This window comes from Mycolicibacterium llatzerense (assembly GCF_025331195.1).
In the GTDB taxonomy this organism is placed as follows: domain Bacteria; phylum Actinomycetota; class Actinomycetes; order Mycobacteriales; family Mycobacteriaceae; genus Mycobacterium; species Mycobacterium llatzerense.
On record NZ_LXOV01000012.1, the window covers coordinates 547,728 to 569,956 of the forward strand.

At 67.3% G+C, this 22,229-nt stretch carries 23 protein-coding genes; 8 read left to right on the forward strand and 15 right to left on the reverse strand.

All coding sequences use genetic code 11. From position 1 onward, the window contains the following. The first annotated feature begins 207 nt into the window (after nt 1-207). The 3 genes from A7G45_RS17475 to A7G45_RS17485 are packed head-to-tail and all read left to right on the forward strand — an operon-like array spanning nt 208 to nt 4,109. The gene (locus A7G45_RS17475) at nt 208-1,605 is read left to right on the forward strand and encodes an amino acid permease (RefSeq protein ID WP_260938920.1); all 1,398 of its coding nucleotides are present in this window, start codon (nt 208-210) and stop codon (nt 1,603-1,605) included. Then, complete coding sequence (locus tag A7G45_RS17480; RefSeq protein WP_276555259.1) at nt 1,606-2,400, forward strand: carbon-nitrogen hydrolase family protein; 795 nt, start codon at nt 1,606-1,608, stop codon at nt 2,398-2,400. Next, a complete protein-coding gene (locus A7G45_RS17485; RefSeq protein WP_260938923.1) occupies nt 2,397-4,109 on the forward strand; it encodes a flavin monoamine oxidase family protein in 1,713 nt (570 codons plus the stop codon). Before A7G45_RS17480 ends, A7G45_RS17485 begins: the two co-directional genes overlap by 4 nt. 111 nt (nt 4,110-4,220) lie before the next feature. Here the strand turns inward: A7G45_RS17485 and A7G45_RS17490 are convergent, their stop codons facing one another. The 13 genes from A7G45_RS17490 to A7G45_RS17550 form a co-directional block, all read right to left on the reverse strand. Continuing rightward, entirely contained in the window at nt 4,221-4,412 is a 192-nt protein-coding gene (locus tag A7G45_RS17490) for a helix-turn-helix domain-containing protein (protein WP_043396403.1), read from the reverse strand. Nucleotides 4,413-4,509: 97 nt separating this feature from the next. Next, the gene (locus A7G45_RS17495) at nt 4,510-6,135 is read right to left on the reverse strand and encodes an ABC-F family ATP-binding cassette domain-containing protein (RefSeq protein ID WP_043987420.1); all 1,626 of its coding nucleotides are present in this window, start codon (nt 6,133-6,135) and stop codon (nt 4,510-4,512) included. Between the two features lie 62 nt (nt 6,136-6,197). Next, complete coding sequence (locus tag A7G45_RS17500; RefSeq protein WP_043396410.1) at nt 6,198-7,028, reverse strand: enoyl-CoA hydratase; 831 nt, start codon at nt 7,026-7,028, stop codon at nt 6,198-6,200. A gap of 44 nt (nt 7,029-7,072) precedes the next feature. Continuing rightward, complete coding sequence (gene trxA / locus A7G45_RS17505; RefSeq protein ID WP_043396413.1) at nt 7,073-7,438, reverse strand: thioredoxin; 366 nt, start codon at nt 7,436-7,438, stop codon at nt 7,073-7,075. A gap of 45 nt (nt 7,439-7,483) precedes the next feature. After that, nucleotides 7,484-8,584 carry an NADH:flavin oxidoreductase gene (locus A7G45_RS17510; protein ID WP_260938933.1) on the reverse strand — a complete coding sequence of 367 codons (1,101 nt, stop codon included), beginning with the start codon at nt 8,582-8,584 and terminating at the stop codon, nt 7,484-7,486. Between the two features lie 71 nt (nt 8,585-8,655). Beyond that, nucleotides 8,656-9,174 (reverse strand): DUF8548 family protein, encoded by a 519-nt coding sequence (locus A7G45_RS17515; RefSeq protein WP_260938934.1) that lies wholly within the window; start codon nt 9,172-9,174, stop codon nt 8,656-8,658. 199 nt (nt 9,175-9,373) lie between these two features. Then, a complete protein-coding gene (locus tag A7G45_RS17520; RefSeq protein ID WP_043987415.1) occupies nt 9,374-9,748 on the reverse strand; it encodes a metal-sulfur cluster assembly factor in 375 nt (124 codons plus the stop codon). Continuing rightward, entirely contained in the window at nt 9,745-10,233 is a 489-nt protein-coding gene (gene sufU, locus A7G45_RS17525; RefSeq protein WP_260938937.1) for a Fe-S cluster assembly sulfur transfer protein SufU, read from the reverse strand. Before sufU ends, A7G45_RS17520 begins: the two co-directional genes overlap by 4 nt. Then, nucleotides 10,230-11,474, reverse strand: coding sequence for a cysteine desulfurase (locus tag A7G45_RS17530; RefSeq protein ID WP_260938939.1), 1,245 nt, complete (start codon nt 11,472-11,474; stop codon nt 10,230-10,232). The genes sufU and A7G45_RS17530 overlap by 4 nt, the downstream gene beginning before the upstream one ends. 27 nt (nt 11,475-11,501) lie before the next feature. Further along, nucleotides 11,502-12,269: a Fe-S cluster assembly ATPase SufC gene (gene sufC, locus A7G45_RS17535; RefSeq protein WP_043396422.1), complete on the reverse strand. Its 768-nt coding sequence runs from the start codon at nt 12,267-12,269 to the stop codon at nt 11,502-11,504. Next, nucleotides 12,266-13,444, reverse strand: a complete 1,179-nt coding sequence (sufD, locus tag A7G45_RS17540; protein ID WP_110789191.1) for a Fe-S cluster assembly protein SufD — start codon at nt 13,442-13,444, stop codon at nt 12,266-12,268. The genes sufC and sufD overlap by 4 nt, the downstream gene beginning before the upstream one ends. Further along, on the reverse strand, nt 13,441-14,868 hold the full coding sequence (sufB, locus tag A7G45_RS17545; protein WP_043396424.1) for a Fe-S cluster assembly protein SufB: 1,428 nt from the start codon (nt 14,866-14,868) through the stop codon (nt 13,441-13,443). Before sufB ends, sufD begins: the two co-directional genes overlap by 4 nt. Next, nucleotides 14,865-15,620 (reverse strand): helix-turn-helix transcriptional regulator, encoded by a 756-nt coding sequence (locus A7G45_RS17550; RefSeq protein ID WP_083420395.1) that lies wholly within the window; start codon nt 15,618-15,620, stop codon nt 14,865-14,867. The genes sufB and A7G45_RS17550 overlap by 4 nt, the downstream gene beginning before the upstream one ends. Nucleotides 15,621-15,732: 112 nt before the next feature. Between A7G45_RS17550 and mptB the strand changes: the two genes are divergently transcribed. From mptB to A7G45_RS17565, 3 genes are read left to right on the forward strand one after another with little or no spacing between them, the layout of a single operon-like run. Beyond that, entirely contained in the window at nt 15,733-17,412 is a 1,680-nt protein-coding gene (mptB, locus tag A7G45_RS17555; RefSeq protein WP_260938942.1) for a polyprenol phosphomannose-dependent alpha 1,6 mannosyltransferase MptB, read from the forward strand. Further along, complete coding sequence (locus tag A7G45_RS17560) at nt 17,409-18,338, forward strand: ABC transporter ATP-binding protein (protein WP_043987409.1); 930 nt, start codon at nt 17,409-17,411, stop codon at nt 18,336-18,338. The genes mptB and A7G45_RS17560 overlap by 4 nt, the downstream gene beginning before the upstream one ends. Further along, entirely contained in the window at nt 18,335-19,117 is a 783-nt protein-coding gene (locus A7G45_RS17565) for an ABC transporter permease (RefSeq protein ID WP_260938943.1), read from the forward strand. The genes A7G45_RS17560 and A7G45_RS17565 overlap by 4 nt, the downstream gene beginning before the upstream one ends. Here the strand turns inward: A7G45_RS17565 and A7G45_RS17570 are convergent. After that, the gene (locus A7G45_RS17570) at nt 19,110-19,718 is read right to left on the reverse strand and encodes a hypothetical protein (protein WP_043396433.1); all 609 of its coding nucleotides are present in this window, start codon (nt 19,716-19,718) and stop codon (nt 19,110-19,112) included. The two genes, A7G45_RS17565 and A7G45_RS17570, sit on opposite strands and share 8 nt — an antisense overlap. 84 nt (nt 19,719-19,802) lie before the next feature. Here A7G45_RS17570 and A7G45_RS17575 point away from each other — a divergent pair, with 84 nt between their 5' ends. Both A7G45_RS17575 and A7G45_RS17580 read left to right on the forward strand, forming a co-directional pair. Continuing rightward, a complete protein-coding gene (locus A7G45_RS17575) occupies nt 19,803-20,384 on the forward strand; it encodes a TetR/AcrR family transcriptional regulator (protein WP_081936712.1) in 582 nt (193 codons plus the stop codon). Nucleotides 20,385-20,404: 20 nt separating this feature from the next. Beyond that, nucleotides 20,405-21,334, forward strand: coding sequence for a COX15/CtaA family protein (locus A7G45_RS17580; protein WP_197063799.1), 930 nt, complete (start codon nt 20,405-20,407; stop codon nt 21,332-21,334). Here A7G45_RS17580 and A7G45_RS17585 read toward each other — a convergent pair. Beyond that, complete coding sequence (locus A7G45_RS17585) at nt 21,284-22,222, reverse strand: ATP-grasp domain-containing protein (protein WP_043396610.1); 939 nt, start codon at nt 22,220-22,222, stop codon at nt 21,284-21,286. The genes A7G45_RS17580 and A7G45_RS17585 overlap by 51 nt on opposite strands. Nucleotides 22,223-22,229: the final 7 nt, after the last annotated feature.

Genomic DNA, 22,229 nt, shown 5'->3' on the forward strand with positions numbered 1-22,229 from the left:
TTGATGTGGCTCAGATCACTGCCCCATAGGGTAGGCAGCAGGGACGCCAAAGGCAACAATTGTTTCCTAGGTCACTCCGACTGTTGACAGATGGGAGTGACGTACCGCACTCTGTTACGCGAGTCACAAATCTCGTGGCGCGCCCTCCTCTCCACGGAGCTCCCCTTGGCCATCACCGAGGCCCCCCGGCCGGGCATTCTGCGCGCGATGAGCGCACAAAAGTCGGTTGACGACATCGTCGCTGCGAACGAAGCCACCGACGGCCCCCACCTCAAGAGGTCGATGGGATTCATCCATCTGACCGCCCTGTCCATCGGCGCCACCCTCGGCACCGGAATCTTCGTCATTCTCGGCGCGGCGGTACCGAAAGCCGGCCCCGCCGTCCTGCTCTCGTTCATCCTCGCCGCCGTCACCGCGCTGTTCTCGGCGCTGTCCTACGCCGAGCTCGCGGGCACCATCCCCGTCTCCGGCAGCTCCTACTCCTACGCCTACGCCACCATGGGCGAGTTCTGGGCCTGGGTGTGCGGCTGGTGTCTGATGCTCGAGTACGGCGTGTCCGTCGCGGCGGTCGCCGTCGGCTGGGGCGGCTACATCAACACCCTGCTGCACCAGTTGTTCGCCATCGAACTCCCCGCAGCCATCACCGCCGCACCCGGCGAAGGTGGCGTCATCAACCTGCCCGCCGTCGCGATCGTGGTGCTCGCGTCGATCCTGCTGCTGCGGGGCGCATCCGAGTCCGCGGTCGTCAACACCGCGATGGTCATCCTCAAGTGCGTCGTGCTGGTCTTCTTCTGTGCCGTCGCCTTCACCGCGTTCAAGGCCGGCAACCTGACCCCGTTCATGCCACTCGGCTTCCTCGGCGTCTCCGCCGCGGCGTCCCAGGTGTTCTTCTCCTACATCGGCTTCGATGCGGCGTCCACCGCCGGCAACGAGGCCAAGAACCCCAAGCGGGACCTGCCGCGCGCGATCATGGCCTCGCTGTTGATCGTCACCGTGCTGTACCTGGCGGTGGCACTGGCGGCGCTCGGCGCCATGAGCTGGACCAAGTTCAGCGCCGACGAAGGCGCCACCCTCGCCGTCGCGCTCAGCGGCATCACCACCAGCAACGTGCCGGCCATCATCCTGTCGGTCGGTGCCGTCATCGCCATCGCCAGCGTCGTTCTCGCCGTCCAGTACGGACAGACCCGCATCCTCTACACCATGGCCGTCGACGGGCTGGTTCCGGCGTTGTTCGCCAAGGTCAACCCGAGAACGTTCGTGCCGACGTGGAACATCGTCATCTGCGGCGTCGTGGTGTCACTGCTGGCCGGGTTCATCTCGCTCGGCGAGCTGGCCAACGCCACCTCGATCGGCTGCCTGTTCGCCTTCGCCCTGGTCAACATCGCCGTCATCATCCTGCGCCGCACACGCCCCGATCTCGATCGCACGTTCCGGCTGCGACTGTTCCCCGTCGCACCGATCCTGGGCTTCCTCTTCTGCTGCTACCTGATGTGGGCGCTGCCTGTCGCGACCTGGATCGCGTTCGGCATCTGGGGTGCCCTCGGCCTCGTGATCTACTTCGGTTACAGCATCAGGAAATCCAAGCTGCGAGTGGACGCTGCATAGATGATCACCGTCGGCATGTTCCAAGGTCCGCAGGAATCGGGGACCGTCGCCGAGAACCTGGCCGCCATCGCGTCGGCGGCCAGGCAGGCCGCCGACGCCGGCTGCCGGATCGTCGTCACCCCGGAGATGTCGGCCACCGGATACAACATCGGAACCGACATCGCCCGGCGCGCAGAACCCGCCGACGGCCCGATCTTCCGGGCCGTTCAGGAGATTGCGCGCGACACCGGAATCGCCGTCGTCTACGGGTATCCGGAGTCGGCGCCCGGTCAGCCGTACAACAGCGTGCAGGTCGTCGACCGCGACGGCGAATCCCTGGCCAATTACCGGAAGACCCATCTCTACGGTTTCGACCGGGACTACTTCACCCCGGGTTCGCAGTGGGTCACGCAGTTCGACCTCGACGGCGTCACCTGCGGCCTGTTGGTCTGCTACGACATCGAATTCCCGGAGAACGCCCGGGCACACGCCGACGCGGGTACCGAATGGCTCGTCGTCCCAACGGGACTCATGGAGCCATGGAGTTTCGTCGCGACGCACATCGTGCCCGCCCGCGCCTACGAAAGTCAGCTGTTCCTCTCGTACGTCAATCGCGCCGGAGTCGAGAACGACCTCGAATACTGCGGCCTGAGCTGCACCATCGCGCCCGACACGACCGAACTGAGTCGCGGTGGTAAAGCCGAGCAATTGCTCATCACCCACATTGATCCGACCGCGGTAGCCGTGTCCCGCGCAGTCAACACCCATCTCAGCGATCGCCGCCGAGACCTCTACCAGGAGAACCAGATCCGATGACTGTCCCCCAGCCCATCAACGAAACATCGTTGTCGGACAAGCCGGCAGCCAAGCCCATAACGATGTTCGGACCGGACTTCCCCTTCCCCTACGACGACTACGTGTCCTCCGCTGCAGGCCTCGGCTCCATCCCTGCCGACCGCCACGGCACCGAGGTCGCGATCGTCGGCGGCGGCTGCGCCGGCATCACCGCCGCCTATGAACTCATGAAGCTGGGCCTCAAACCCGTTGTCTACGAAGCGGATCAGATCGGCGGCCGCATGCGGTCCATCCCGTTCGAGCACGCCCCCGACGCCGTGGCCGAGATGGGCGCCATGCGGTTCCCGCCCACCTCCACCACGCTCTACGAGTACTTCGACAAGGTCGGCATCGAGACCGTCGAATTCCCGAACCCGCTGTCGGTTGCGGCCCCCAGCACCGTCGTCGACCTCAAGGGCCAGACGTACTACGCCGAGAAACTCGCCGACCTGCCGCAGGCCTTCACCGACGTCGCCGACGCCTGGCGCCAGACGCTCGAGGACGGCGCCGACCTGCACGCGATCCAGAACGCCATCCGCGAGCGCGACACCCAGGCGCTGAAGTCGGCGTGGGGCAAGCTCGTTCGCGAACTCGACGACGAGACGTTCTGGGGCTTCCTGACCAAGTCGCACCACTTCAAGTCGTTCGAGCTGCGCGAGATCTTCGGCAAGGTCGGCTTCGGCACGGGCGGCTGGGACACCGACTACCCGAGTTCGATGCTCGAAATCCTGCGGGTGGTGCTCACCGAGGCCGACGACAACCACCGCGGCGTGGTGGGCGGTTCGCAGCAGCTCCCGCTGCGCCTGTGGCAGCGCTCCCCCGAGCGCCTCGCCCACTGGCCGGCCGGCACCTCGCTCGAATCGCTGCACGGCGGCAAGACGCGAAGCGCCGTCACCGACATCCGGCGCACGCACCCCAACCGCTACACGATCACCGACGCCGACGGGGAAACCCGGACCTATGACGCCGTCATCGTCACCGCCCAATCGTGGATGCTGCTCAACAACATTCGCTGCGACGACGACCTGTTCCCGTCGAACGTGTGGTCGGCCATCGAGCAGACCCACTACATGGGTTCATCGAAAGTGTTCGTGTTGGTGGACCGCCCGTTCTGGAAGGACAAGGACGCCCAGGGCCGCGACGTCATGTCGATGACGCTGACCGACCGGATGAGCCGTGGCACCTATCTGCTCGATCAGGGGCTCGACGCGAACGGCAACGAGAAGCCCGGCGTCATCTGCCTGTCGTACACCTGGGAGGACGACTCCCGGAAGATCGTGCCGCTGAACGCAACCGAGCGCATGGACCTCATGCTCAAGTCGCTGCAGGCGATCTACCCGAATGTCGACATCCGCAGCCACATCATCGAGACGCCGAAGACAGTGTCGTGGGAGATCGAGCGCAACTTCATGGGTGCGTTCAAAGCGAACCTGCCGGGCCACTACCGCTACCAGGAGACGCTGTACACCCACTTCATGCAGCATGGCCTCGACGAACGGCATCGCGGCATTTACCTGGCCGGTGACGACATCTCGTGGACGGCGGGGTGGGCGGAGGGCGCGATCACCACGGCGCTCAACGCGGTGTGGGCCGTGATGGATCAGTTCGGTGGATCGACCTCGCCGACGAACCCCGGTCCGGGCGACGTCTTCGAGATGATCGCCCCTGTGCGGCTGACGGACGAAATCTAGGGCGCGTTAACGGGTTACGAACCGCGGAGACCGTCTTGTGCGTACCCCCGCACGCACAGGACGGCTCCGCGAATGTCCGTTCGCGGCGAAAGCGGCTGGGCCGCGGGCTATTCAGGCAATCTTGCGGGTGTGGTTGGGGCCGCCGCGGCTGCGCATGACCGCGCCCGACTGCACCAGCATGCTGTGCACCGACCCATAGGATTTGCCAGATATGGCCACCAATGACCTGATACTGGCGCCGCTCTCGTAGGCGTTGCGCAGCTGGGTCATCATCTGGTCGCGAGATGCCTTGGATTGCCTCATCGCCGGTCCCCTGACTCTCCCCCGGCGGTATACCGGGCTGACGGGAATCAGCGTAAGAAACAGCAGTCGCTCGGCGCGGGCGATTCGGTGAATCGGGTCAGGCCAATTCGATGAGATCGCGGTAGGTATCCGACCAGAAGTCCTCGGTGGCGTCGGGCAGCAGCAGCACTCGCTGCGGATTGAGCGCCTCGGCCGCGCCCGGGTCGTGCGTCACGAGCACCACCGAACCGGCGTAACTGCGCAGCGCATCGAGCACCTGCTCGCGCGATGCCGGGTCCAGGTTGTTGGTCGGCTCGTCGAGGAGCAACACGTTGGCGGTCGAGGCGACCAGGCCCGCCAAGGCCAGCCGGGTTTTCTCGCCACCGGACAGTGTGCCGGCGGGCTGATCCAGCTGCGGGCCGGTGAACATGAACGCGCCCAGCAGGCCACGCAGATCCTGCTCGCCCGTGTCCGGGGCGGCGTGCCGGATGTTGTCCCACACCGTCGCCGCGTTGTCGAGAGTGTCGTGCTCCTGCGCGAAGTAACCGATCTTCAGGCCGTAGCCAGGTTCGATACCGCCGGCGTCGGCGGTCTCCACGCCCGCCAGCAGACGCAACAGCGTCGTCTTACCGGCACCGTTGAGGCCGAGCACGACGACGCGCGAACCCCGGTCGATCGCGAGGTCCACGCCGGTGAAGATCTCCAGCGAGCCATAGGTCTTGGTCAGACCCTTCACGATGAGCGGCGTCTTGCCGCACGGCGCCGGCGTCGGGAACTTGATCTTGGCGACCTTGTCGGCCACGCGCTCGGCATCGAGCTCGGCGATCATGCGCTCGGCGCGGCGCAACATGTTCTGTGCCGCAACGGCTTTGGTGGCCTTGGCGCCCATCTTGGCAGCCTGGGTCCGCAGCGCGCTGGCCTTCTTCTCGGCATTGGCGCGCTCGCGGCGGCGGCGCTGCTCGTCGGTGGCGCGGGCGTCCAGGTACTTCTGCCAGCCCATGTTGTAGACATCGGCCTCACCGCGTACGGCGTCCAGGAACCACACCCGGTTCACCACGTCGGCGAGCAGCTCGACGTCGTGGCTGATCACCACGAGGCCGCCGGTGTGGCTCTGCAGGAACGTGCGCAGCCAGCCGATGGAGTCGGCGTCGAGGTGGTTGGTCGGCTCGTCCAGCAGCAGCGTGGTGTTGGAGCCGGTGCCCTCGGATGCGCCGAACAGGATGCGGGCCAGTTCGATGCGGCGACGCTGACCGCCGGACAGGGTCCGCAGCGGCTGGGTCAGCACCCGGTCCGGCAGGCCCAGGCTGGCGCAGATCCGGCCGGCGTCACTCTCGGCGGCGTACCCGCCCAAGGCCGAAAACCGTTCCTCCAGAACGCCGTACCGGCGCACCGCCTTGTCACGGGCAGCGTCGTCGACGACCTCGGCCATGATGGCCTGCACTTTCTCCAGGTCCGCGAGCAAGGTGTCCAGTCCGCGGGCCGAGAGCACCCGGTCACGGGCCAAGACGTCCAGATCGCCTTCCTTCGGATCCTGTGGCAGGTATCCGACTTCACCGATCCGCTCGACCGAGCCCGCGTAGGGCTGACTTTCACCGGCCAGGATGCGCAGCGTGGTGGTCTTGCCGGCGCCGTTGCGGCCGACCAGACCGATCCGGTCGCCCGGCTGGATGCGCAGCGCGGAACCCTCGAAGGCCAGCAACGTGCGCGCTCCGGCGCGGACCTCCAGGTCCGTTGCGGTGATCACGCTGCTGCCTCCTTGGCTCGGGGTACTGCCTACTTGTCGACGGTGCTAGCCGATTCCTCGCGCTAGCGCTCGTCAGTGAAGACCGCGGGTCGTTTCTCGGCGCGCGCGGCAACCGCCTCTTCGAAGTTGGCGGTGAGCAGTCGGATGAAGAGCTGACCCAGGCCTTCGGCCTGCATATGGCTCTCCAGACTACCGGCGTCCAGTCCACTCCAGAGAGTCCGCTTGGTCAACTCGATTCCCGGGCGGGAGAACGAGCCGATGCGCTCGGCCATGTCGAAGCAGGTTTGCAGGAGCTGATCGTCGGCGACGGTCCGCGACACCAGACCGATGCGCTCGGCTTCTTGGGAGTCGATGTCCCGGCCGGTGAGCATCGCCTCGAATGCCCGCGACGTGCCGATGGCCCGCGGCAGCAGATAGGACAGGCCCAGTTCGCTGGCCGTGAGGCCGTTGTTGATGCCCGCGGCGCGGAAGTAGGCACCCTCGGCGGCGACCCGGATGTCGCACGCCAGTGCCAGGCACAGCCCACCGCCGATGGCTGCACCGTTTACCGCTGCGATCACGGGTTGGTGCAGCTTGCGCAGGGCAAGGATGACGTCGTCGAGCACCTCCATGGAGCGCAGCGCGAACGTCGGGCGGGTCAGCCCGGCCACGTGCGGCACCGACCCGGCCGACTTGTGGTCGGCACCCGAAGAGAACCCGCGTCCGGCTCCGGTGAGGACGACCGCGCGCACGTCGTTGTCGTGGTTGATCTCGTCGAGCGCCGCCTTGAGCGGGACCATGACGTCGAAGGCCATGGAGTTCATCCGCTCGGGGCGGTTCAGGGTGACCAGTGCGACGCCGGGGCGCGGCCGGTCGACGAGTACCAGTGGGGTCTGTTCGCTCACGTCCTGCACGCTAGCGGGTGCGCAATGTCACACCCGCCGGCAGTGCAGATTGCTCAGATGTCGGTGGTCGCGCTGTCGTCTGCCATCGCGGCGTCGATGTCGAACTCCTTGATCTGGCTGATGACCTCGTCGAGCTGGTTCGCAGCGAGCATGCCCGAGTGACGGAAGACCAGCTGGCCCTTCTTGAACGCCATGAGGGTCGGGATGGCCTGGATCTCGGCCGCACTGGCCAGACCTTGCTCGGCCTCCGTGTCGACCTTGGCGTGGAAGACGTCGGGGTGCTTCTCAGACGATGCGGTGAACGTCGGGGCGAACGCCCGGCACGGTCCGCACCATGACGCCCAGAAGTCCACCAGCACGATGTCGTTGTCGCTGATGATGCCGTTGAATTCGGCGGCGGTGATGTCTTTGGTGCTCACGCTTCTCCCAACATTGCGATGTACCTGCTTGTTCCCAGTATGTGGTCAGGCCAACCGGGCCAGCGCACTGGCCGCATCGTAGCCATTGAACCCGTCCAGGGTGCCGGTGCGCAGGCGGTTCACCCATCCGGGATCGGCGAGCAGCGCCCGGCCGATCGCGATCATGTCGAACTCAGCGGCGTCGAACTGCTCGACCAACTGGTCCACCGGGCCTGGCTCGATGACCTGGCCGGGCTTCTCGGACCGGAACGCGGTCTGCAGGCCCACCGAGCCGACGGCGATGACCGGCGTCCCGGTGACCTTCTTGGTCCAGCCGGCCAGCGTCAGGGCCGGGTCGGCGTCGGGGAACGCCGGCACGTAGTGCCGGCGGGTCGAGGGATGCAGCGCGTCGACGCCGGCATCGACCAGCGGGGCCAGCAGTTCCTGCAGCTGCATCGGATCGTCGACCAACGTCGCGTTGTAGTCCGTGCCCTTCCACTGTGAGAAGCGGTAGATGATCGGGTAGTCCGGGCCGACCGCGGCGCGCACCGCCGCAACCACCTCAGCCGGGAAGCGAGTCCGGTTCTCGAGCGTGCCACCGTATTCGTCGGTGCGCAGATTCGTTCTGGTCCACAGGAATTGGTCCAGCAGGTAGCCGTGGGCGCCGTGCAGTTCGACCGCATCGAAGCCGACGTCCTTGGCGTTGCGGGCTGCCTCGGCGTACCACTGCGCGACGGCAGGAAGCTCATCAGCGGCCAGGGCCCGGCCGATCTGCTCGCCGAGACCGTTCACGCCCGACGGGCTGACCGGGGCCACTCCGTCGCGGTCCCCACGCTCGGCGCCCTGGTGCCAGAGCTGCGCGGCGATGGTCGCGCCGTGGCGGTGCACCGCGCTGGTGACGTTGCGCCAGCCGTCGAGCGCCTCGGCGCCGACCAGCGTCGGGATGTCTTGCGATCCGGTCGCCGTCGGGTCACCCAGTCGCACACCTTCGGTGATGATCAGGCCGACGCCGCCGGCAGCCCGGCGGGCGTAGTACTCCGCCACATCGGGCCCCGGGACGCCTCCGGGCGACGCCTGCCTGGTCATGGGAGCCATCGCGAACCGGTTGGGTACGGTCAGGTTCCGCAGGGCCAGTGGAGCGAAGAGTCCAGATGCATCGACGGTCATGAGCCTATGCAACACCGTGGCGGCTCAACCGATTCCGCCGGCGCCCGACTGGCGGGTCGGTTATCGCCTTTTCATGCGGTCTCCGCGTCCGGTGGTGCCACTCGGAGGCTCGGCGGTTGCACCAGCATCAGCAGGTAGCGCCAACTGAAGCCCGAACGCTGGCCCGGGATGGCGCACCAGACTCGCTGCACCTCGGCGGACAGTTCGTCGTCCTCGGCGACGGCTCGCAGGTCCGCCGCCGTCGCAATGCCGAGCGCCGAGAACTGCTGTGCGATCTCGGCCAGCGCCACCGCACGCAGCGGCGCGTTCTTGGCCGTCGATGTCGGTCGGCGATTCCCGATGTCGGCGGCCCACTGGTAGGGCCCGCCCACGGCGGCAATGTTCGCCAGCAGCTCCGGCACGCCATCGCGATCAGCGTTCCCGCCCTGCCCGGCCCGAAAAGCGCGGTACCGCGCGACGATGTTCTCGACCGTCAGGTGCCGGGCCCCGGTGACGTACATCGCGTCAATCATGCACAGCGCCAGCGAGTTTGGGTACTCGTCGCCGGGAACGCGCGCGACTTCGCCCGGCTGCTCGATTTCTGAATTCATGGTGCCTCCGTTCCGCATCGGACCTGATTGGTCCTCTTGCGGTGGAAGCTAGAGAAGGCGACCGACAAGAACGCCGCCAAAAGACGTCAGAATCGCGAGTTATCCACAGGCCTCAGGGCCTGGACTGCGTCGAGCGTGTGGCCAAACGAGATAATTCGGGCAAATCTCCTCGTCTTCCCACACGCTCGACGAAAACTAGCTAGACGGTGAAGCCCAGTGCCCGGAGCTGCTCGCGGCCGTCGTCGGTGATCTTGTCCGGACCCCACGGCGGGTTCCAGACCCAGTTCAGCTTGAGGTCGCTGACCAGGCCCGCGCCCACCAGGGCGGACCGCGACTGGTCCTCGATCACATCGGTCAACGGACAGGCCGCCGACGTCAGCGTCATGTCCAGCTTCACGACAGTGCCTTCATCGCCCTCTTCGAGCGTCATGCCGTAAACGAGACCCAGGTCCACGACGTTGATGCCGAGCTCGGGGTCGACGACGTCGCGCATGGCCTCTTCGACGGCGTCGAGCAGCTGGGGGTCGTCGACCACGTTGGCCGTGGTGGTTCCTTCGGGTGTGCCTTCAGTCATCGCCTGTCCTCCGCATTGGTGCCGACAGCTGCCAGCACAGTCTCTGATGCACTCGCCTCGGCGAGCGCGGCTTTGAACGCAGTCCAGCCCAGCAGCGCGCATTTCACCCGTGCCGGGTACTTGGCGACACCGGCGAACGCGATGCCGTCACCCAGCACATCTTCGTCCCCCTCGACGTTGCCGCGGGAGGAAATCATCTCGGTGAACGCACCGACGGTCTTGAGCGCCTCGTCGACGCTCTGGCCGATCACCTGATCAGTGAGCACCGACGTCGACGCCTGACTGATCGAGCAGCCCTGCCCGTCATACGAGATGTCGGCGACGGTCTCGCCGTCGTCGGACAGCGTCACCCGCAGCGTCACCTCGTCACCGCACGTCGGGTTGACGTGGTGCACCTGCGCGCCGAACGGTTCCCGCAGCCCGCGGTGATGCGGGTGCTTGTAGTGGTCCAGGATCACTTCCTGGTACATCTGTTCCATTCTCATGCAAAGAACTCCACAGCGCGTTTGACGCCGGCGACCAGCCGGTCGACCTCGTCGAGGGTGTTGTAGACCGCGAACGACGCCCGGGCCGTCGCGGCGATACCGAATCGCCGGTGCAGCGGGGCCGCGCAGTGATGACCGACCCGGACCGCGATGCCGTCGTCGTCGAGGATCTGGCCGACGTCGTGGGCGTGCACTCCGTCGAGCACAAAACTCACGGGCGAACCGCGGTGCTCGGTGGTGGTCGGTCCGATGATCCGCACCTGCGGAATCTGGGTCAGTCCGTCGAGCGTGGCAGCCACCAACTCGGCTTCGTGTGCCTCGACGGCCGCCATCCCGATCGCGTCGAGATACCGTGCGGCAGCGGCCAATCCGACAACCTGCGAGGTCATCGGGGTGCCGGCCTCGAACCGCTGCGGTGCCGGGGCGTAGGTCACCGACTCCATGGTGACGGTCTCGATCATCGATCCGCCGGTGAGAAACGGGGGCAGCGCGTTCAGCAGCGCACGACGGCCGTACAGCACACCGATTCCGGTGGGTCCCAACATCTTGTGACCCGAGAACGCCGCGAAGTCGACGTCGAGAGCATGGAAGTCGATCGGCTGGTGCGGCACCGACTGGCAGGCGTCCAGCACGGTCAACGCGCCGACGGCCTTGGCCCGCGACACCAGTTCGGCGACCGGCGCGATGGCGCCGGTGACGTTCGAATGATGGGTGAAAGCAACAACTTTCACACGATCATCGAGCTGCAGCGAATCCAGGTCGATGCGGCCGTCGTCAGTCACGCCGTACCAGCGCAGCTCGGCGCCGGTCCGGCGGGCCAGCTCCTGCCACGGAATCAGGTTGGCGTGATGCTCCAGCTCCGTGGTGACGATGACGTCCCCCGGCCCGACCACGCGGTCGAACCGGCTGTCCCCCACCGCATACGACACCAGGTTCAGCGCCTCGGTGGCGTTCTTGGTGAACACCAGCTCGTCGTCATCGGCACCGACGAACGACGCGATGTCCGCGCGCCCTTGTTCGTAGGCGTCGGTGGACTCCTCCATCAGCTGGTGCGCACCGCGGTGCACCGCGCCGTTGGAGGTGGTCAGGAACTGCCGCTCGGCATCGAGGACCTGCAACGGCTTCTGCGACGTGGCCCCGGAATCCAGGTACGCCAACGTGTTTCCGCCGCGCATGACCCGACTGAGGATCGGGAAGTCGGCCCTGATCCGCGTCACATCCAAATGAACCGACACCGTCACCGTCTTGCTCCTCGCGTGCGCGCTATGTCAGGCCTGGGCAGCCGCAGCGGTGTAGCGCTCGTAGCCGTGCTCTTCGAGCTCGTCGGCCAGCTCCGGACCACCGGACGTGACGATCCGGCCGTCGAAGAAGACGTGCACGAACTGCGGACGGATGTAGCGCAGGATGCGGGTGTAGTGCGTGATCAGCAGGACGCCGCCGTGCTCGGCCTCGGCGTACCGGTTGACACCCTCGGACACCACGCGCAGCGCGTCGACGTCCAGGCCCGAGTCGGTCTCGTCGAGGATGGCGATCTTCGGCTTCAGCAGGCCCAGCTGCAGGATCTCGTGGCGCTTCTTCTCACCGCCGGAGAAACCTTCGTTGACGCTGCGCTCACCGAACGCCGGGTCGATGTCCAGCTCGGACATGGCGGTCTTGACCTCTTTGACCCAGTGGCGCAGCTTGGGGGCCTCGCCACGGACCGCGGTCGCCGCGGTGCGCAGGAAGTTCGACATCGAGACGCCGGGCACCTCGACCGGGTACTGCATGGCCAGGAACAGGCCGGCGCGGGCGCGCTCGTCGACGCTCATCTCCAGCACGTCCTCGCCATCGAGGGTGATGGACCCGGAGGTGACGGTGTACTTGGGGTGGCCGGCGATGGCGTACGACAGCGTCGACTTGCCAGAACCGTTGGGGCCCATGACCGCGTGGGTCTCGCCCGACTTCACGGTAAGGTTCACGCCCTTGAGGATCGGGACGTCGGCACCGTCGGGTGCGGTGACCGAGACGTGCAGGTCCTTGATTTCCAGTGTGGTCATGAGTTGTTGCGTCCTTCAGTCAGTTCAAGTTCGTGTTCGATGGCGGCGGTCAGGCGGTCGCGGACTTCGGGCACGGCGATCTTCTGGATGATCTCGCCGAAGAAGCCCCGGACCACCAGGCGGCGGGCCTGGTCCTCGGGGATACCGCGGGCCTGCAGGTAGAACAGCTGCTCATCGTCGAAACGTCCGGTGGCACTGGCGTGTCCGGCGCCGACGATCTCGCCGGTCTCGATCTCCAGGTTGGGCACCGAGTCGGCGCGGGCGCCGTCGGTGAGCACCAGGTTGCGGTTCACCTCGAAGGTGTCGGTGCCGGTGGCCGCGGCGCGGATCAGCACGTCGCCGATCCACACGGTGTGGGCATCGGGCTTCTTCGAATCCGGATCCCCTTGCAGCGCACCCTTGTACAGCACGTTGGACCGGCAGTTCGGCTGCGCGTGGTCGACCAGCAGGCGCGACTCGAAGTGCTGGCCGTCGTCCGCGAAGTACAGGCCGAGCATCTCGGCGTCGCCGCCGGGAGCGAGGTAGCGGGTCCGCGAGGTCAGGCGCACGACGTCGCCGCCGAGGGTGACCGCGATGTGCCGCAGCACGGCGTCCTTGCCCAGGGTCGCGTGGTGGGTGCTGATGTTCACCGCGTCGTCGGCCCAGTCGGCGATCGACACGACGGTCAGGCGGGCCGCGTCACCGACGACGAATTCGATGTTGTCGGCGTAGGTTCCGCTGCCGGTCTGGTCGATGACCACGACGGCCTCGCCGAGTTCGGCGACCCGCAGCTGCAGGTGGCCGTACGCGGTCTTGCCCTCGCCGGGGCCGGCGATGGTGATCTCGACAGGCTCGGCGACCTGGACGTCGCGGCCGACCGACACCACCGTCGCCTCGGCGAACGACGAATAGGCCTGGGCGGCAACCCGGTCCGCGGGCACACCGCCCTGGCCCAGGCGCTCGTCGTCGCGACCGACGGTCTCGACGGTGACGCCGGCGCGTTCTGAAACCTCAACGCGCGCAGCGCCGGTGGCGACCGCGGAGCCGTCGTGCAGGCCGTGCAGGCGCTTCAGCGGGGTGAACCGCCACAGCTCGTCACGGCCGTGCGGCACCTCAAAAGCGTTGACGTCGTAGGACGTGAACAGCTCACCCTTATTGGTGACAATGCCCTCAACGGGTTCAGTCAAACTCACTATCCGACAGCGCCTTCCATTTGCAGCTCGATCAGCCGGTTCAGCTCGAGCGCGTATTCCATTGGCAGTTCCTTGGCGATGGGCTCGACGAAGCCGCGCACCACCATCGCCATGGCCTCGTCCTCGGTCAGACCGCGGCTCATCAGATAGAACATCTGATCCTCGCTGACCTTCGAGACCGTGGCCTCGTGACCCATCGTGACGTCGTCCTCGCGGATGTCGACGTACGGGTACGTGTCCGAGCGGCTGATGTTGTCGACAAGCAGCGCATCGCATTTCACGCTCGACTTGGAGCCGTGCGCGCCCTTGTTGATCTGGATCAGTCCGCGGTACGACGACCGGCCGCCACCACGGGCCACCGACTTCGACACGATGTTGCTCGACGTGTTCGGCGCCAGGTGCACCATCTTGGCGCCGGTGTCCTGGTGCTGGCCTTCGCCTGCGAACGCCACCGAGAGCACCTCACCCTTGGCGTGCTCGCCGGTCATCCAGACCGCCGGGTACTTCATGGTGACCTTGGAACCGATGTTGCCGTCGATCCACTCCATGGTGGCGCCGGCCTCGGCGCGGGCCCGCTTGGTGACCAGGTTGTAGACGTTGTTCGACCAGTTCTGGATGGTCGTGTACCGAACGCGCGCACCGGGTTTCACCACGATCTCGACGACGGCCGAGTGCAGCGAGTCCGACTTGTAGATCGGCGCGGTACAACCCTCCACGTAGTGCACGTAGGAGCCTTCGTCGGCGATGATCAGCGTCCGCTCGAACTGGCCCATGTTCTCGGTGTTGATCCGGAAGTAGGCCTGCAGCGGGATGTCGACGTGCACGCCCGGCGGCACGTAGATGAACGAGCCACCCGACCACACGGCGGAGTTCAGCGCCGAGAACTTGTTGTCACCGGCCGGGATCACGGTGCCGAAGTACTTCTTGAAGATCTCCGGGTGCTCCCGCAGTGCGGAATCGGTGTCCAGGAAGATGACGCCCAGCGCCTCGAGGTCTTCGCGGATCTGGTGGTACACGACCTCGGATTCATACTGCGCTGCGACACCGGACACCAGGCGCTGCTTCTCGGCCTCCGGGATGCCCAGGCGGTCGTAGGTGTTCTTGATATCGGCGGGCAGGTCGTCCCAGGTCGCTGCCTGCTTCTCGGTGGACCGCACGAAGTACTTGATGTTGTCGAAGTCGATGCCGTCGAGGTCACTGCCCCAGCGCGGCATGGGCTTCTTGTCGAAGATGTGCAGCGACTTCAGCCGGAAGTCGAGCATCCACTCCGGCTCGTTCTTCTTCGACGAGATGTCGCGGACGACAGCCTCATTCAGCCCACGGGTCGCGGCGGCGCCTGCGGCATCACTGTCAGCCCAGCCGTAGCCGTAAGTGCCCAGGGAGGCAATGGTCTCCTCCTGGGTCAACTGTTCCGGGGTGGTCGTCATTGCGACACTCCTTCTTCTTGGGTCGCGGTGTGGATGGGTGTAGAAGCCGTTGAGACTGCGTGCTCCGGCGTGACCGGGACGTGCGTCGTACATGCACAATCCCCGTTGACGATGGTGGCCAGGCGCTGCACGTGCGTACCGAGCACCTCGGCGAACGCTTCACGTTCGGCGTCGCACAGTTCGGGGAACTCCTCGGCGACATGCGAGACCGGGCAGTGGTGCTGACAGATCTGCACCCCGCCGATGGGTCCGGTCACCGGAGTGGTCGTAGTGGCGTAGCCGGCCTGGGTCAATGCCGCGGCCAGCTGGTCCGCGGTATCGGCGACGTCCGGTGTGGTGGTGACGCCGGACAGGATCGAGTCGATACGACGACGGGCGAAGGTCCGGATGGCGTCGTCACCACCGATCTCGCGCAGCTGGCGCATGGCGGCCGCGGCGAGGTCGTCGTAGGTGTGGCCGAGCTTGGCGCGTCCCGCGGCGGTCAGCCGGTACCGCTTGGCGGGCCGGCCGCGGCCGTTGTGCTGCCACGCGGCGGCAGCGCTGGATTCCGCGTCGCCGGCGTCGATCAACGCGTCGAGATGCCGCCGGACTCCGGCGGCGGAGATGCCGAGGTGCTCACCGATCTGGGTCGCGGTAACCGCGCCTTCCAGCAGCAATTGCACGATCGCCGACCGGGTGTGTCCGTCTGAGACGGCCGTCGCCGACGTCACCGCGGTCGCGGTGCCGACAGCTCCGAGCGCTTCGGACGGCAATTTCACAACACCATTGTGACGGAATTCGGAATCCGAATCTAGGAAGGTAACCCTTATCACCGCCGCCGCGGACTTGGGCGATCCAGAACTGGCCTACGGCTAATCTGCTCTGATGCCCGACCGCCTTCAGCATCTGAGCACGGCCGTCGCGCATTGGCACGCCGACGAGCCGCCCGTCGCCTCCCCGCTCAACGCGTCCGAGGTCGCCTCGCTGCGCCGGACCCGGCGGTTCGGCGCCACCGGAACGGTACTGATGGCCATCGGCGCTCTCGGCGCCGGCGCCCGGCCCGTCGTGCAGGACCCGACGTTCGGGGTGCGCCTGCTGAACCTGCCGTCGCGCATCCAGACCGTCTCGCTGACCATGACCACCACCGGTGCCGTCATGATGGCGCTGGCCTGGCTCATGCTGGGGCGCTACACGCTGGGCAAACGCCGCATGTCCCGCAGCCAGCTGGACCAGACGCTGATGCTGTGGGCCTTACCCCTGCTGATCGCGCCACCGATGTACAGCAAGGACGTGTACTCCTACCTGGCGCAGAGTCAGATCGCCAGCATCGGCCTGGACCCGTACCGCGTCGGCCCGGCCACGGGCCTCGGGCTCGGCCACGTCTTCACCCTGACGGTGCCGAGCCTCTGGCGAGAAACCCCGGCCCCATACGGACCGCTGTTCTTATGGATCGGACGCGGCATCTCCGAGCTGACTGGCGACAACATCGTCGCCGGGGTGCTCTCGCACCGGCTGGTCGTACTGCTGGGCGTCGCGGCCACCGTGTGGGCAACGCCACGCCTGGCCCGCCGCTGCGGCGTCGGCGAGGTGAGCGCCCTGTGGCTGGGACCGTGTAACCCGCTGCTCTTCATGCACCTCATCGCCGGTATCCACAACGAGGCGCCGATGCTCGGGCTGATGCTCGCCGGCACCGAATTCGCCATGCGGGGCATCGATTCCGGCCGGCCACTCATCCCCCGGCCCTTGAGCTGGCCACGGCACCGCGAGGACTGGGCCGCCTGGTGGCCACTGGCGATGCTGTTCACCGGCACGGTGCTCATCGCCATGTCGTCCCAGATCAAGCTGCCGTCCCTGCTGGCGCTGGGGTTTGTGGCCATGGCCCTCGCGCGCCGGCTCGGCGGGACGGTCAAGGCCTTCTTCCAAGCTTGTGTCCCGTTGGGCGTGGTCGCGCTGGCGGTCATGGCGCTCATCGGCTGGGCCAGCGGCCTCGGCTTCGGCTGGCTGTTCACCCTCGGCACCGCGAACGTGGTGCGGTCCTGGATGTCGCCGCCGACGCTGGTCGCGCTCGGCACCGGGCAGGTCGGCATCCTGCTGGGGCTGGGCGACCACACCACCGCGGTGCTCGGGCTGACCCGTGGGATCGGCGTCTTCGTCATCGGCGTGCTGGTGAGCTGGCTGCTGCTGTCGGTGCTGCGCGGCCGGCTGCATCCGCTCGGCGGCCTCGGGGTCGCCATGGGTGCGACGGTTCTGCTGTTCCCCGTCGTGCAGCCCTGGTACCTGCTGTGGGCGATCATCCCGCTGGCCTGCTGGGCCACCCGGCCGGGCTTCCGCGGCACGACCATCGTGGTGACGTTCGTCGTCGGCGTCTTCGGCCCGACGGCAAACGGAGACCGGTTCGCGCTGTTCCAGATCCTCGACGCCACGCTGGCCAGCACCGTCATCGTGGTGCTGCTGATCGCGCTGACTCGCAATCGCCTGCCGTGGCGCGGATTGCCGGATTCAGACGACGGTGCCGCCCCTGGTAGCGCCGCTGCCAGGCCCGACGCTTACGCTGAATCCCCGTGAGTTCCACTGAGACGCCCGTATTGCTGCGCGGCGTCAGTAAGCGCTACGGCGAGATCCAGGCCGTGAACAACCTGGATCTCGAGGTGCAGCGCGCCGAGGTGCTGGCCCTGCTCGGACCCAACGGGGCCGGTAAGACCACCACCGTCGAGATGTGCGAAGGCTTCATCAAACCCGACTCCGGCGCCATCTCGATCCTGGGCCTCGACCCGACCGCCGACAACGCCAAGCTGCGCGCACGCATCGGCGTGATGCTGCAGGGCGGCGGCGGCTACCCCGCCGCCAAGGCCGGCGAGATGCTGAATCTGGTCGCGGCGTACTCGGCCAATCCACTCGATCCGCAGTGGCTGATGGACACCCTCGGCCTGACCGAAGCCGCCCGCACCACCTACCGCCGGCTGTCCGGCGGACAGCAACAGCGCCTGGCGCTGGCCTGCGCCATCGTCGGACGCCCCGAGCTGGTGTTCCTCGACGAGCCCACCGCCGGCATGGACGCCCACGCCCGAATCGTGGTGTGGGAGTTGATCGAAGGCCTGCGCCGCGACGGCGTGACCGTCGTGCTCACGACGCACCAGCTGACCGAGGCCGAGGAACTGGCCGACCGCATCGTCATCATCGACCACGGCGCCGCGGTGGCGGCAGGCACGCCCGCCGACCTGATGCGCGGTGGCGCCGAGAACCAGTTGCGCTTCTCCGCACCGCCCAAGCTGGACCTGTCGCTGTTGGTCTCCGCGCTGCCCGAGGACTACCGCGCCAGCGAAGCCGCCAGCGGCGAGTACCTCGTCGAAGGGCACATCGACCCGCAGGTGCTGGCCACCGTCACCGCCTGGGCCGCCCGCCTCAACGTGCTCGCCACTGACATGCGCGTCGAGCAGCGCAGCCTCGAGGACGTGTTCCTCGATCTGACCGGACGGGAGCTGCGGCCGTGACAACCGAGACGAACCGGTTCGCTCCGGGGACCTTCACCCCGGACCCGACGCCCGCGCCGATCCCCGCGATGTTGGCGGCGCAATACGGCCTGGAGCTCAAGCTGCTGCTACGCAACGGCGAGCAGCTGCTGCTGACGATGTTCATCCCGATCACGCTGCTGGTCGGGCTCACGCTGCTGCCGATCGGCTCGCTCGGCGATCACCGCCCGGGGACGTTCACGCCGCCGATCATGGCGCTGGCGGTGATCTCCACGGCGTTCACCGGACAGGCCATCGCCGTCGCATTCGATCGGCGCTACGGCGCACTGAAGCGCCTCGGCGCCACCGCGCTGCCGGTGTGGGGCATCATCGCCGGCAAGTCGCTGGCCGTGGTCACCACGGTGTTTCTGCAGTCAGTTGTGTTGGGCGGCATCGGTATTGCGCTGGGTTGGCGGCCGAGCCCGCTCAGCCTGCTGCTGGGCGCTGTGGTCATCGCGATCGGCACCGCCTCGTTCGCGGCACTGGGTCTACTCCTGGGCGGGACGCTGAAAGCCGAGATCGTGCTGGCCCTCGCGAACCTGTTGTGGTTCATCCTGGCCGGCCTGGGTGCCTTGACCATCGAGCACCGAGTGGTCCCCGAGGCCTTGCGCTGGGTGGCCCGGCTGACGCCGTCCGGGGCGCTGACCGAGGCTCTCACTCAGGCGATGATGCTGTCGGTGGACTGGTTCGGCATCGCGGTACTGGCCGCCTGGGGCGTGATCGCCGGGCTCGCCGCGATGCGCTGGTTCCGGTTCAGCTGACGGGCACCAGCTGAGGCAGCAGGAATTCCAGCTGCCCGACTTCCTCGATGTTGTGTTTCACCCACGCCCGCACCATGTCGTCGGGAAACCGTCGGGTCAGCATCCGGTTGACCGGCGCCATGAGCGGCGACCGTGCGCCGACATCGAGCACGCTGACGTAGTGCGCCCCTTCGACACCGGCTGACCAGGTGTGTTCGAGGCAGAACGCGATGACACCGGCCACCCGCTGCACCAGCCGGACGCCGGTCTCATCGAGTTTCTCGACCCGGTCCACCACGTCGACGCGATATTCGGGCCGTCCGCCGAAGGCTTCGACGATACGGAACCGGGCGCCTTCCGCCGCGCCACCGGTGGCAGCGGGCCTAGCCAGTTCCCACCGGATGTGGTCGACCGGGTGCCAGGCCAGGTATCGGTCGATGACCTGGTCGCCGTAGCGCATGGTGCCACCGAGGTGCGTGAACCACGCGAGCAGCATCGTCGGCGTCACCCCGGGCAGCGGCCGGTGTTCAATCGTCACCCGGCGCCGGCGGTGCGGCGCCTCGGTGTAGCGGACGGTCGCGGTGTCGAGGGACCGCAGCGGGAACAGGATCGGTCGGCTCATGGCTCCTCCAAGATACGATGCCGTTTCTTGATATGAACGCTAAGCCGGTCCGATAAGATACGCAAGCGTTTCTTTATGGAGGTTGTGATGCGGCGACGCGGCGACGAGCTCGATGCGGCGATCCGCGCCGCCGTCATGACACTGCTCACCGAACAGGGGCCGGCCGGGGTGACAATGGAAGCCGTCGCCGCCGCCGCGCGCACCAGCAAGCCCGTGCTGTACCGGCGCTGGCCCGACGGCGCCGCGCTGCTGCGAGACACCTTGCTGCGCAACGCGAAAGCGGCAATTCCCCATGCCGACACGGGTAGCTACCGCGGCGACATACTGGCGGTCCTGCGCGGCTGGGCCGCGGTGTTCACCGGACCGCAGGCCGCCACCATGCGCGCGGTGGTCGCCGCGATGACCGGCGACGACGAGCTCGCCGCCGCGTTCCGGAGCGACGTGATCGGCTGGCGCAAGGAGGAGATGGCCGACCTGCTGGCCCGCGGGGTGGCCCGCGGAGACGTGCGGGCCGACGTCCCCGTGGAGATCGCCCGCGAACTCGGCCAGAGCGTGCTGTGGCACCGCCTGCTGATCACCGGCGATCCCATCACCGACGACTTGGTGGTCGAACTCGTCGACCAGGTTCTGGTGCCGTTCGTCGCCCCTACTACGCCACGTAGTTAGCGCTGTTCTACGATCAGGCCGTGCTCGCCAAGCTGCCTATCCCCTCGCTTCGGGTCCAGCGGCTCATCGCGTTCCTGGTCATCCTGACCCAGGGCGGTATCTCCGTCACCGGGGCCATCGTCCGTGTCACTGCGTCCGGACTTGGCTGTCCGACCTGGCCGCAGTGTTTCCCCGGCAGCTTCGTTCCGGTGCCGCACGCCGAAGTGCCCGTGGTGCATCAGGCCGTCGAATTCACGAACCGGATGTTCACGTTCGGTGTGGTGCTGACGGCCGCCCTGGCCGTGCTGGCCGTCATCCGCGCCGGCCGCCGCCGCGAAGTCCAGGTCTACGCCTGGCTGATGCCCGGGTCGACGGTGCTGCAAGCGGTCATCGGTGGAATCACGGTCCGCACCGGGCTGCTGTGGTGGACGGTGGCAGTCCACCTGCTGGTGTCCATGGTGATGGTCTGGTTGGCAGTGCTGCTCTATGTCAAGATCGGCGAACCCGACTCGGGCACCGCCCAACTCGTTGTACCCCGGCCACTGCGCTGGTTCACCGCCCTGACCGCCGTCACGCTGTCCACCGTGCTGGTGACCGGCACTCTGGTGACCGGCGCCGGACCGCATGCCGGCGACAAGAGCGCCCTGCAACCGGTCAAGCGCCTGCAGATGGAAATCACCGACCTCGCGCACCTGCACTCGTCGCTGCTGGTCGCCTACCTCAGCTTCGTGATCGGGCTGGGCTTTACCCTGCTCGCAGTGCGCGCCCCCAAGCCGGTGCTGGTGCGGTTGGCCGTCCTCGCCGGACTCGTGCTTGCGCAGGGCCTGGTCGGCGCAGTCCAGTTCTACACCGGCGTGCCCGCGGTACTGGTCGCCATCCACGTGGCCGGCGCCGCCGCCTGCACCGCGGCCACCGCCGCGCTATGGGCGTCGATGCGAGAGCGGACCGAGGTCGAGCCGCTCCAAGGCTGACTCGACGCCGACGGCGAATTGCCGTTGCGCCAAAGCCCGTTCGGGTTCGGCCAGTTGTCGCCAGCCCAGCCCTGGCTCGACCAATTCCAGCTCGAGCAACCGCGGGTCCCGACGGTCGCCGATGACGTCCACCCGGGCGTACAGGAATTCCGTCGGCTCGATGCCGAGATGGGCGGCCGCGGCAGCCAGCGTCGCGTAACCGACGTCCCACAATTCGAAGTCCGGGTCAGCCGGTTGCAGCTGTTCCTCGGCGTAGGTGCCGGAATCGTGCATCTCCAGACTGCCGCCGGGCGGCGGCAACATCGGCCCCTTGATGAAGGCGTGCGACTGCTTGCCGGCCAGGAACACCAGTGCGGTCTCCCCTGCCTCGATGCGCTCGTCGTAGGGCTGGATCAGCGCGGTGCGGCCGTCGGACTGTAGTGCGGCAGCATGCTCAGCGGCCGCGGCAGCATCGGTGAACCGTTGCGCCCCAACCGAACCGGCACCCACCGCGGGCTTGACCACCACCTCGCCGCGGGGCACCGACACCGACTCCCCCGGCGCGAAGAAACCGCTGGGCACCGTCGGCACCCCGGCGGCCGCCAGATCGGCCAGGTACCGCTTGTCGCTGTTCCACGCGACCACCTGGGGCGCGTTCAGCAGATTGCGCACCTGCTTCGTCCACGCCAGGAATTCGTCGTGCCGCTCGGTGTAGTCCCAGGTGGCCCGCAGGATCACCAGATCGGCCTGCAGGGTGGCCGGGTCATCCCAGGCCAGCCAGTGGGCATGCAAACCGCGGTCGCGCAACGCCCTGACCAACCCGTCGTCGTCTCCGTCGCCTTCGACGAGAGCCTGACAACCTGCCAAAACGACACGGGGATGACGGATATCGGGCCGCGCGAGTTTCACGTTGGAA